Genomic DNA, 11814 nt, shown 5'->3' with positions numbered 1-11814 from the left:
CCTTGTTTCAGTCAATTTTTACGCTCGCGCGAGTAGCCGGCATTATGCGTGCGCAAGCTTGCGCAACGTGTTCTTCAGCACCTTGCCGGAGGCATTCAGCGGCAATGCCGACACGAATTCGACCTCGCGCGGCACCTTATAATTGGCCATGCGCGTGCGGCACCAGGCAATGATCTCGTCCCCGGCCGGTTCAAAACCGGCGCGCGGCACAATATAGGCCTTGCCGACTTCGCCCATTCTGTCATCCGCCACACCGATCACCGCCGCCTGCGCAATCTGCGGATGCAGTGCCAGCGTGCGCTCAATCTCGGCCGGGTAAACATTGAAGCCGCCGACAATAAACATGTCTTTCAGCCGGTCGGTAATGGCCAGATAGCCGGCCTCATCCAGTACGCCCACATCGCCGGTATGCAGCCAGCCCTCGGCATCGATGGCATCCGCCGTCGCGCCGCTATCGCCGAAATAGCCCTGCATCACGTTAAAGCCGCGTATCCACACCTCCCCCGCCTCGCCTGCGGGCAAGGCCTCACCGTTTTCAGCGGCGATGCGGATCTCAACCCCGGGCAAGGGCCGTCCGCAGGTTCGGGCTATGGTTTCGGCACTATCATCCGCCAGCGTCAGGGTTGCGATCCCCGATGACTCGGTCAGACCATAGCCGGTCAGCACGATCTTGAAGCCCAGTTCGCTGCGCATGCGCGCAATTAACGCCGGCGGCACCGAGGCGGCACCGGTGACGGTTGCACGCAGACTGGAGATATCGCTAGCTTGCAGGCGCGGATCTTCCAGCAGCGAGAGAAACAGCGTCGGCGCCCCCGGCAAGACCGAGATGCGGTCGCGGGCGATGCGCTCCAGCACTTCGCCCGCATCAAACACGGCCAGCGGATACAGCGTGGCGCCGGCCATCAAGCCGGCCAGCCAGCCGGCCTTGTAACCGAAGGCATGGAAAAACGGGTTCACGATCAGATAGCGGTCAGCTGGCGACAAGGCAATTGCCGCCGCCCACACCGCCATGCCGCTCAGGTTCTGGCCATGCGCGGTGATCACCCCCTTGGGGTAGCCGGTGGTACCCGAAGTAAAGAGAATATCGGATGCATCACCGGGCTCGACCGCCAGCGCCACCTGATCGGCTTGCGCCAGCGCAGCGTCATCCGCCCACTGCAAAAACTCGTCCCATGGCAGGGTATCGGCCATACGGGGCGACTCGCCCAGTATCACCACTTCTTGCAAGGCGTCGGGACGGATGCCCTCGAGTTGTTGCGGGTAGACCGTGCCGAGAAACTCGCCGATGCAAAACAGCAGCTTGGCCTGGCTCTTGCTCAGGATATAGGCCGCCTCCTGCCCTTTCATCCGGGTGTTAACCGGCACCAGTACCGCCCCGGCAGAATGGATGCCCAGCGCCGCCGCGATCCACTGCCAGCCGTTGGGTGCCCAGATGGCAACCCGGTCACCCGGCTTCACGCCAAAACGGATCAATGCGCCGGCTACACGCCGGCGCAGGCGGTCAAGCTCGGGATAACTGATGGATTGCCCGTCGTCCTCGATCGCAATACGGCCAGGCCAACGTGCCGCACTGGCGGCCATCATGCGGGGAATGGTGGGGATAGTCGGCAACATGGGGCGCTCCTGTGAGTGGCATGCCAAGCATCATCACCAAACAGGGCGGCATCTTCATCGTCCGCTAGGACTAACGCGCAAGCCCAACATCCCCGTTACGGGGATGCAGGTGCGGGGCGAGCCTGACGGGCGTGGCAAGCTGACGTATAAGCAGCACGCATCGCATGCAATAAACACCCGCTTGCCATGGGCTCGTCACCATAAACAAGACGGCCATTGCCATCTCGCTGGCAATGGCCGTCTTTATCTCCCACAGTCACTAGCGCTGCTGGCTATGCTCGCAGGCCGTGGCCGGTTTGTGCGCCTTTTTAGTCAGCAGCGTGCGCGCGACATGGATAAACAGCGACCAGAACACGACACCGGTCGCCAGCGCCGCAAAATGCACGGCAAAAGCGTTCGCCCCCGCAATCAGCGGAATGCAGCCCACGGTAAGAAACAGAAAAGTCGCGCCATTGATCAGCAGGCTTAGCCGCCCCATAACCTGCAGCAGCACCACGACGAAGATCAGGGCGAAAAACAGGCCAAGACCGACACCCTGCCCCAATAGCGCAGGCAAAGCGCTCAGCAGGCCGGACAGAGCAAAGCCGAACAGCGCACCACATGCGGATGGCAGGCACTCGGCAGCCGCCGCTTCCTTGACCGAGGCGTAGTACCACAAGAACAGAAAGGTGATCCAGCTATCCTTGATCCCCAGCGTGTACAGCAAAAACAGATAGAGCGAAATCACCACGACAATGGCGCAATTGATCAGCAGCGCCTTGCCCAGCCCCGGTTTTTCTTGTTGCTGCATGGCTTTCATCCTTGAAGAGTCGATTCACAACAGATAGCGGACCAGTGCTGGCAACCCTCAGCCGTCAAGGCATAGCTGGCTTGGCCACGCAATTGCAAGTAGCGCAGATGCGCAAGGGTTTCCGAAACGGCCATCAATTCGGCCACCGGATTGCCTAAGCGGGAAAACAAGGCCTGCGCCAGGGCATAAGCACTGGCCGGCGGCCCTTGCAGCAAGACGGAAAGCTTGGCCAATTGCTGGCGGTGATAGCGGGCAATCTGCCCCGCACGGCTGGCGGCGCCGACAAAGGGCAGTTGGTGCGAAGGCAGCACCAGCGTGCTGGCGGGCAGGTTTTGCAAGGCCTGCATGGAAGCCAGCCACTCACCCAGCGGATCGCTCAGGCGGTTGGCGGCATTCAAGCCGACACTGGGCGTAATCTTGGGCAACAACTGGTCACCGGCAATCAGTACGCCAAGCGTGGCTGAGTACAATAGCGCATGTTCGGGCGCATGGCCGGCATAAGTCATCACGCGCCAGCGATGCGAGCCGATCGCGAGCACATCGCCATCCGCGAGCGGCGTTACGCTCGCTGGCGGCGTCGCAATAAAATCGCCATCACGAAAGCTGTCTATGGCCGCGGCCAGAGAGGCGGCCGGCAGGCCCGCCGCCAGATAAAACCCCGCCTCTTTTTCGCTATCCGCCCCCCGCTGCCACGCTTTTTGCAAAGCCTGATACTCGGCCTGCGCCATCGACAAGCGGATGCCCGCCTGTTGACACAACCAGCCGGCCAGACCGGCATGGTCATGGTGGTAATGGGTGCAGATCAGCCGTGTCAGCCGATAGCGTTGCAAAAGCTGATGCCACAAATCCTTGACCGCAACCGTGGCCAGGCCCGTGTCGACCACAGCCCAGCCCTCGCCATCGCGCAACAGCCACAGGTTGATATGGCCAGGCGGAAACGGCATCGGCATCCTCAGCCATAACACGCCGGGCGCGACCTCTAGCGTTTCACCGGCAACGGGCGCTACCGCATGCGGATAATGCAAATCAATATCGGACATAAGTTTCCCGCTTGAATGGGCTTGCGCCCGGCCTTTAGGCCATCAGTACGCCACCGTTTAGCGGCAATACCTGCCCTGTCAGCCATGATGCTTCATCGGACACCAAAAACGCACAGGCTGCCCCCACATCACGCGGGCTACCGGCGCGCGGAATTGGATTAATCTTGGCGGCCAGTTGCTCCGAACCTTCCCAGTTATTCATCGTTCCCAGCGACAGGCAGTTGGCGGTGATGCCATAAGCGCCGTTTTCCGCGGCGATCTGGCGCATAAAGCCGATCGCCGCGGCCTTGGATGCGGCATAAGCCGCCAAGCCCATATCGGTTCCCATGCGCCAGCTCTCCGAGCTGATGGTGACGATGCGGCCGTGGCGGCGCTCGCGCATCACGGTCAATACCGCCTGCGTCATATGCATCACACCGTACAGATTAAGCTCGACATAACGCTGCCAGTTCGCCGGTTGGCTATCGATAAAGCGCAGGTTATCCCCCTGCCAGCCCGCGGGCAGGCCGGCATTATTGACCACGATATCCAGCGCCCCCAATTCGGCCACCTGCAGTAGCATCTGGTCTATAGATGAACGCTCGCACACATCGCAGCCCATTCCTACGGCTGCATAGCCCTTTTGCCTTAACCTGGCCGCGGCAGCGGCTGCCCGTTCGGCGTCGATGTCGTTAATCACGACCACCGCCCCCTGTTCGGCCAGCGCCTCGGCGATGCCAAAACCCATGCCTTGCCCGGCGCCCGTCACCAGCGCCGTGCGCCCCTTGAGTGAAAACAGCATATGAACTCCTGACCAAGAGAGAATGAGGGGCGAGCGATGCATCAACTTGCAGATGCCGCCCCGGTATTCAGTCTGAAAACGCCGGCAACCCGGTTTGCGCCAGCGCCTCGGGCGAGTACGGCACATAGGTCGCGGCCTTGTCGTCGCACACCAGCAAGGGATCGCTAAAGCGCGCCGGATCATAGCCTTCGCGCATCAGATCAACCTTCTTCAGCTTGAAGGTGCTGGTCATGTCGGCCTCCCGCCGCACGCGCACAAACTGCGGTACGGCATATTTGGGCAGGCGCGCACTGGCCAGACGGTAAAATGCGGCGGCATCAAAATCGCGTCCTTCCTGCATCACCACCGCCGCCATGCCGCAACGGCCTTCGTGGGCCGGCACTTGTACGCCGTATATCGTCAGCGCCTCCAGCCCGTCAAAGCCGGACAAGGCCTCGGCGACTTCGGTGGTCGATACGTTTTCGCTCTTCCAGCGGAAGGTGTCGCCGATGCGGTCGACAAACCAGCAATAGCCGTCTTCGTCGTAGCGCAGCAGATCGCCGGAGCGCCACCAGGCATCGCCGGGCGTAAACACATCGCGCAATATCTTTTGCGCCGTGGCTTCACTCGAGGTGTACCCCTCGAACCGCCCGCCACCGGTTTCATCGCTATCAATGATAAAACCGATCACCTCGCCGACCTCGTCCGGCCCCACCTGCTGGCACAGGCCGCTGGCCTCGTCACGCACGGGGCTATCGCTGTCGACGTCGTAGGCAATCATACGCACATTGGTCTTGTCCCAGAACGGGATGCGCCCGCAACTGCCTACGCGGTTGTCGACATTGATGATATTGCAGTTGGACTCGGTCGAACCCCAGCCTTCATAGATATCCATCGGGCCAAAGCGCGCGACAAAGCGCTGCCATACCTCGGCACTGAGCCCCGCCCCCATCATCTTGCGCAGGCTGTGTTCGCGGTCATCCGCACTGGGCGGCTGGTTCAACAGATAGCGGCAAATCTCGCCGATATACTGGCACACGGTAATGCGGTACTTGCGCACATCGCGCCAGAATTCGCGCACCGAAAACTTGCGCCGGATCACAATGGCCGCGCCGCACCTGAGCGCCGTCGAGCCCAGCGACATCGAGCCGGCACCGTGATACAGCGGCAAAAAGCAATAAAACACATCGTTTTCGCTGGCCGATAGCGTCACCTGCATAATGTCGCCGACGTTAAGCCAGCGCATATGGCTGGTTTTGGCCGCTTTGGGCAGCCCCGTCGTGCCCGAGGTGCAGATATACAGCGCCGTGTCTTCGGCGCGCAGGCCTGCGCGTAACGACGCCGGCGGATTGTCTGCCGCGCTTTGCCGCGCCAGACGCGACAACTCCAGTGCGGCCAGGCGCAAGCCTTCTGCCGGCGCCTGCTGCAAGGGGTCGGCCACCCGCCATAGCGGAATATGGCCGGTATCCAGCGCGCTAAAATTGACCAGACACTCGTCGCCGGCAATCACGGCCCGCGCCTGTGTCGCCGCCAACGCATGGATCAGCGCTTGGCCGCTCAGATGGGTATTGATAAAGCCGCAGATGGCGCCCAGCTTGTTCAGCGCAAACCAGACAATGAAATACTCGGGCCGGTTTTCCATCACCAGCGCCACCGCATCGCCTTGCTTGATGCCCAGCGTTGCCAGCGCATGAGCATAGCGGTTGGCACTGGCATTGACCTGGGCAAAGCTCAGCGCCGTATCGCCATCAATCAGAAAAGGACGCGCTGCATGGCTCAAGGCCTGCGCTTCCAGCCGGTCGGCCAGCGTAAAAGCATCCAGCGGGCGCACGGCATTGGCCACGCGGGCGCGGGCATCCAGCTTGGCCTGAGTCTCCTCACGGCTAGGCAGGACAGAAAACGGGTCGCGTGTCATCGGGTCACCCTCGGCAAACCCAGACCAAACTGGGCAATGATTTCGCGCTGGATCTCGTTGGTGCCGCCACCGAAACTGGTAATGGTCACATGGCGCACCGTCTCTTCAATCAGGCCGTGCAAGCGCGCCGCCTTGCTGCCAGCGCGGATCAAACCGGCCACACCCAAGACTTCGGCCAGCTTTCTGGCCACGGTCTGCTCGGCCTCGGTGCCGAACACCTTGGCGGCGGAGGCCAGTGCCGGTGACAGCTTGTCTTCGGCCAAATCGGCTGCCAGGCGGTAGTTGAGGATTTTCAGCGCCTCAAGCTCGCACCAGGCTTCGGCCAGGCGCGTCGCCACCCAGCCGGTATCCAGCGCACGCTTGCCATTGGCTGCGCGCGTTTGCGCCCAGGCCAGCACCTCCTGATAGATGCCCACCATCTTCATCGAATGGGCGCCCAGGCCAATGCGCTCATGGTTCAGCTGCGAAGTAATCAGCTGCCAGCCGCCATTGACTTCGCCCACCACCATGGCAGCCGGTACGCGTACATTGTCAAAGTAAGTCGCATTGGTGCGGTGACCCAGTGTGTAGATCGGCGCGACGGAAACACCGCTGGCCTTGGCATCGACGATTAAAATGGTGATGCCCTTATGCTTGGGCGCGGCAGGATCGGTGCGTACCGCCAGCCAGATATAGTCGGCATACTGGGCGTGGCTGGTCCAGATTTTGCTGCCGTTGACGATAAAATCGTCGCCGTCGCGCACCGCGCTGCATTTAAGCGCCGCCAGATCGGTGCCGGCATCCGGTTCGGAATAGCCAATGGCAAAATGGATGTCGCCACGGGCGATGCCCGGCAGAAATCTGGCCTTGTGCGCCGCGCTGCCGTGCGCCATCAGTGCCGGCCCGACTGTATTCACCGTGACAAAAGGAAACGGTGCACCGGACTGCACCACGGTTTCGAAATAAATCAGCTGCTCGATCGGCCCCATGCCGGCGCCGCCGTATTCCTTGGGCCAGCCCAGCGCCAGATAACCGTCTCGGCCGGCCTGGGCAATCAGCTCGCGATAGATAGGGTCGATTTCCTCGTGGGCAGCCAGGCGCGCACGCGCATCCGGCGTCATCAGCCGGGAAAAATAATCGGCAAGTTCGGTCTTGAGCGCCTGCTGTGCGCTACTGAGCTCTACATACATGGCGTCTCTCCTAGTCCAGACCGACAATCAGGCCGCTGGTCGGCACGCCGGTGCCGGCGGTGACCAGCACGTTTTTCACTCCGGCGACCTGGTTGACGGCGCTACCGCGCACCTGGCGCACGCCCTCGGCCACGCCGTTCATGCCGTGGATATAGGCCTCGCCCAACTGGCCGCCGTGGGTATTGATGGGCAGATCGCCACCACGCGCATGACGGCCTTCGCGCACAAAGTATTTCGCCTCGCCGCGCCCGGCAAAGCCGTACTCTTCCAACTGCTCCAGCACAAAAGGCGTGAAGTGGTCGTAAATCACGGCCGTCTGGATATCTTTGGGTGTCAGCCCCGACATCTGCCACAACTGGCGTGCCACCAGCCCCGCTTCCGGCAGGCCGGAAATCGACTTGCGGTAGTAGCTGGTCATCATCTGCTGGTCTTCATAGGTGCCCTGGGCGGCGGCCTTGAGGAAAACCGGCGTCTGCTTGAGCTTTTTGGCGTATTCGCGCGACACCAACACCATGGCGACCGCACCATCGGACTCCTGGCAGCAATCGAGCAGATGCAAAGGCTCGGCAATCCAGCGCGAGGCCTGATGCTCTTCCAGCGTGATCGGCTTGCCGTAGAAAAACGCCGCCGGATTGGTCGCGGCAAAATCGCGCGCAGCCACCGCCACCCGGCCGAAATCCTCGCTGGTCGCGCCATATTCGTGCATATAGCGCTGCGCGCTCATCGCCACCCATGATGCCGGGCTCACCAGGCCATGCGGGATGTAGTAGCCGAAATTGGTGGTTTCAAAAAACGGATCCGGCGCCTTGCCCTGCATGCCGGCACCGAAGCGGTACCACGAGCGCTCGTTCATGGCGCGATAGACCACCACCACATTGGCCACGCCGCTGGCGATCGCCATCATGCCGTGCAAAAAGGGCGCACAGGCGGCGCCACCGCCTTCGGGGGTGCGGGCAAAGAACTTCAGCTCCTTGCCGCCGATCTGGCGGAACACTTCGCGCTCGGGATTATTGTCAACCGCATAAGTGCACAGCCCATCCACTTCGCCAGGCTCGATGCCGGCATCAGAGAGCGCTGCGAGCACCGCTTCGGTTGCGAGGCGGATTTCGGTACGCCCGGAATTTTTGGAAAACTCGGTGGCGCCGAGACCGACGATGGCGACCTTGCCGGATAATGTGTTCATGCCAGAGCCCCTTGTGCAAACAACAGTTTCACCGTCCCGCTGACGTGGTCACCCATGCTGTTGACGCCGCGCAGACTGACCGTCAGCGCTTGCGCGGCCGCGTCTTTTTCGCTGACTTCACCCTGCATGGTCATGCAGTCGCCCGGGTAGTTGGGTGCCCCCAGGCGGATCTTGACGCTGGCGATCAGTGCTTCAGCCCCGGCCCAGGCGCCGACATAGCGCTCGACCAGACCGTTGGTGGTGAGGATGTTCATGAAAATATGTTTGGAACCCAATTGCTGCGCCGCCTGCAAATCATGGTGACCGGGGAAGAAGTCGCGGGTCGCGATCGCGCTGGCGACCACCAGTTCGACGGTGACGGGGATGGCCAGCTCGGGCAGTTTGTCGCCCACTTTGACCTGATCGAAGGAAATGCCTTGCGCGCTCATTCGGCGGCCCTCCAGTTTTCGTTGTGCTTGATAATGTCGGCGAGCGCGGCGATCTGGGCGGCAGCGCCGCCTAGCTCCAGCTCAAGCGCCCGGGCCGCAAGGAAAAAACGGTGCAGCGGATAGCTCAGATCGGAGCCGGTGCCGCCATGCAGGTGTTGCGCCGAATGCGCGATGCGGTTGCCGGTTTCGCTGGCCCAGTATTTGGCTACTTGCGCGGCGGTACCGATGTCCACGCCCGCGTCCAGCCGCCACACCAGTTGCCAGAGCACCGAGCGCAAGGCTTCGATGGCGATAAAACCGTCACCCATGCGCTGCGCCACCGCCTGAAAACTGCCTAATTTGCGCCCGAACTGTTCCCGCTCGGACAAGTGCGCCACCGTCATCGCCTGCGCGCCTTCAGCCACCCCCAGCTGCAAGGCGGCAATACAGGCACAGGCCCGCGCATAAACCCAGGCGTGCGCCTCGGGCGGCAAGAGTTGAGCCGTGCCCAGCAACAGGCCGTCGGCGTTCAGTTGCCAGACCGCTTCGCCCTGGGTCAGCACCCCGGCTGTACGTTCGAAAGCACTCAGTTCAACCAGCATCAGGCGGGCGTCGCCACCCAGCTCAAGCTGCAGCAGTGCGTGACGGGTCTGTGGCGTGACCGCCAGTGCCGCGACTTCGCCGCTGACCATCACGCTATGGCCATCAATGCGGCCGCTTAAAGCACTGTCCAGCGTCAGCGCCAGCGGTTGCGTGCTATCCAGTGCGTCCAGCAAGGCCGGGGCAAAGCGCGACAAGGCCGCGCAAGCCAATGCATGGCGCCACAAAGGGGCGGCCGCCAGCGCCTTGCCCTGCTCTTGCAGTACCGAGATGAGTTCGGTCATGCCAAGCTCGGCACCGCCAACCTCGCCCGGCAGCAATAGCGCGCAAAGTCCGGTGTCCACAAGCTCGGCCCATAGCGCCGGATCCCAGAACGAGTCCAGTTTGCCGGCACGGTTTTCATGGCTGAAGTCAGTAAACAAGCCGGCCGCCATTTCGCGGATCTGCAGCTGTTCATCCGTTAACGAGAAATTCATGCTGCACCTCCTAGCGGGCGAAACACCGGCAAAGTCAGCTCGTTGGCACACTCGAGAAACTCGAGGCTCACTTCGCTGCCTATGCGCACCGCGTCGGCAGCGACACCAACCAGACCGGCAACCAGACGCACGCCCTCTTCCAGCTCGATCAAGCCGACCGGATTGGCCGCCGGCACGCCGGGCAAGGTCGGGTAATGCACTACGGTGTAAGAGTAAATACGGCCACGTCCCGATGCCTCGATGCTGTCAGAGAGGAGCGAATGGCAAGCCGGACAGGCCGGCCCCGGCGGGTTGCGCAGCGTGCCGCAAGCCGTGCAGCGCTGGATCAGCAGCTTTCTGGCTTTAAGGCCATCCCAGAAGAAACGGTTGTCGTCGCTGATGCCGGGCATGGGGCGCGACGGCTTTTCGGCGGCCGGCTTGGCGCTGGCCGGGCGGAACTTGAACAGGCGAAAACGCATCTGTCCGACTTTGGCGTCGTGCTGGTCATAGAAACTCAGCAACTGGGTGACGAAAAAACCGGTGCCCAGACCCGTAGTCTTCTCCTCGCTCACCGACTCGATCATCGAGGTAAAAGACAGACGGTCGCCTTCTTTCAGGTAGCGGAAATATTCCTGCTCCGAATTGACCGCGACCACCGAGGCATAGCCGTGGCGCTCGATCAGTTGCAGCACCTCGTACGGATTGTCGGTCGCCGAGCCTGGCGGATACAGCCCCTTGATGCCGGCCAGCACCCAGGCCTGCAGCATGGTCGGTGGCGCAACATGGGCGCCGAAGCGCTGCTGTGCCGTCTCGCCATCGAGATATAAGGGGTTATCCACCCCCAAAGCCTCGCACCACTGCCGAATCATGGGCTGGTTGACCGCATCCCAGGCATAGACCTTGCCGTACTCGTGGCCGATCAGTGCTTTCGCCTCATCCAGCCAGTTAGATTGCAATTCGCTCACTGTCGTCCTCCTTGTTATTGCGCTGCTGCGGTGAGAAAGGCAGGCTTTTCGCCGCCGCCATGCAGCAAGAGATGCGTTCCGCTGGCGTAGGATGCGAGATCCGACGCCATAAACAGGCAGGCATTACCGATGTCTTCCGGTTCGGCCATGCGCGCCAAGGGAATGGTGGCGGCGACGCGCTCGATGCCGGCCGCGTCGCCATAATGCAGCGCCGACTGCTCGGTCTTGACCAGGCCCGGACTGACGGCCATCACCCGTACCGCCGGTGCCCACTCGATGGCCAGCGACGACACCAGATTGATCACGCCGGCCTTGGCCGCGCCGTAGGCGGCGGTGCCCGGGCTTGGCCGGTGCGCGCCGACGCTGGTAATAAAGAGCTGGACACCGCCGCCGGCCTGTTGCTGCATCAGGCGGTTGGCGCTTTGCGCCACAAGCAGCGGCGCAATCAGGTTGAGCCGGATAATGCCTTCCGAGAAGCGCGGCGATGCGGTCGCGGCATCGGCGTGCGGGCTGCCGCCGGCGTTATTGACCAGCACATCCAGCCGGCCGAAACGGGTGCCTATTTCAGCCATCAGGCCTTGCACCGAGTCGGGGTCGCGCACATCGCAGGCGATGAAATGGCAGCGCTCGGGCAAGCTGTCCGGCGCATTGCGTCCGCACACCACCACGCTGGCCCCCGCGTCGAGAAAGCGCCTGGCGATGCCGCGGCCTATGCCGCGGGTTCCGCCGGTCACCAGCACCACCTTGTTGGAAAAGTCGATTGCCACAGACATGCAAAGTCTCCAGAGCCTGATTCACGCTTTGCAATTTACGGGGGGATAGCCAGTGTTTCGTCGTCTGTTCAGACGATGAGAACGCAATGGCTGGCGCTCAGAATCGCCTCATTAACTGCGCGGGCCCAGCGCCGCTGCGCACA

The 11814-nt window shown here is 62.2% G+C and carries 11 protein-coding genes; all 11 read right to left on the bottom strand.

The window, feature by feature from the left end:
- Positions 1-42: 42 nt before the first annotated feature.
- Positions 43-1614 carry a FadD3 family acyl-CoA ligase gene (locus tag M3P88_RS06365; RefSeq protein ID WP_249615201.1) on the bottom strand — a complete coding sequence of 524 codons (1572 nt, stop codon included), beginning with the start codon at positions 1612-1614 and terminating at the stop codon, positions 43-45.
- 259 nt (positions 1615-1873) lie between these two features.
- Positions 1874-2404 (bottom strand): hypothetical protein, encoded by a 531-nt coding sequence (locus tag M3P88_RS06360; protein ID WP_249615200.1) that lies wholly within the window; start codon positions 2402-2404, stop codon positions 1874-1876.
- Between the two features lie 5 nt (positions 2405-2409).
- Positions 2410-3444 (bottom strand): MBL fold metallo-hydrolase, encoded by a 1035-nt coding sequence (locus tag M3P88_RS06355; protein ID WP_249615199.1) that lies wholly within the window; start codon positions 3442-3444, stop codon positions 2410-2412.
- A 34-nt stretch (positions 3445-3478) separates the two neighbouring features.
- On the bottom strand, positions 3479-4225 hold the full coding sequence (locus tag M3P88_RS06350; protein WP_249615198.1) for an SDR family NAD(P)-dependent oxidoreductase: 747 nt from the start codon (positions 4223-4225) through the stop codon (positions 3479-3481).
- Between the two features lie 67 nt (positions 4226-4292).
- Complete coding sequence (locus M3P88_RS06345) at positions 4293-6119, bottom strand: long-chain-acyl-CoA synthetase (RefSeq protein WP_249615197.1); 1827 nt, start codon at positions 6117-6119, stop codon at positions 4293-4295.
- Positions 6116-7288 carry an acyl-CoA dehydrogenase family protein gene (locus M3P88_RS06340; RefSeq protein WP_249615196.1) on the bottom strand — a complete coding sequence of 391 codons (1173 nt, stop codon included), beginning with the start codon at positions 7286-7288 and terminating at the stop codon, positions 6116-6118. Before M3P88_RS06340 ends, M3P88_RS06345 begins: the two co-directional genes overlap by 4 nt.
- A 10-nt stretch (positions 7289-7298) precedes the next feature.
- A complete protein-coding gene (locus M3P88_RS06335) occupies positions 7299-8471 on the bottom strand; it encodes a lipid-transfer protein (RefSeq protein ID WP_249615195.1) in 1173 nt (390 codons plus the stop codon).
- Positions 8468-8899, bottom strand: a complete 432-nt coding sequence (locus tag M3P88_RS06330) for a MaoC family dehydratase (RefSeq protein ID WP_249615194.1) — start codon at positions 8897-8899, stop codon at positions 8468-8470. Before M3P88_RS06330 ends, M3P88_RS06335 begins: the two co-directional genes overlap by 4 nt.
- A complete protein-coding gene (locus M3P88_RS06325; protein ID WP_249615193.1) occupies positions 8896-9954 on the bottom strand; it encodes an acyl-CoA dehydrogenase family protein in 1059 nt (352 codons plus the stop codon). Before M3P88_RS06325 ends, M3P88_RS06330 begins: the two co-directional genes overlap by 4 nt.
- On the bottom strand, positions 9951-10898 hold the full coding sequence (locus M3P88_RS06320) for a bifunctional MaoC family dehydratase N-terminal/OB-fold nucleic acid binding domain-containing protein (protein WP_249615192.1): 948 nt from the start codon (positions 10896-10898) through the stop codon (positions 9951-9953). Before M3P88_RS06320 ends, M3P88_RS06325 begins: the two co-directional genes overlap by 4 nt.
- A 14-nt stretch (positions 10899-10912) precedes the next feature.
- Positions 10913-11671 (bottom strand): SDR family oxidoreductase, encoded by a 759-nt coding sequence (locus tag M3P88_RS06315; RefSeq protein WP_249615191.1) that lies wholly within the window; start codon positions 11669-11671, stop codon positions 10913-10915.
- Positions 11672-11814 lie beyond the last annotated feature (143 nt).

The organism is Craterilacuibacter sp. RT1T (genome assembly GCF_023502145.1).
Lineage (GTDB): Bacteria > Pseudomonadota > Gammaproteobacteria > Burkholderiales > Chromobacteriaceae > Craterilacuibacter.
Note: the sequence above shows the minus strand (reverse complement) of the source record. Positions and strands in the feature narration are given on the sequence as shown.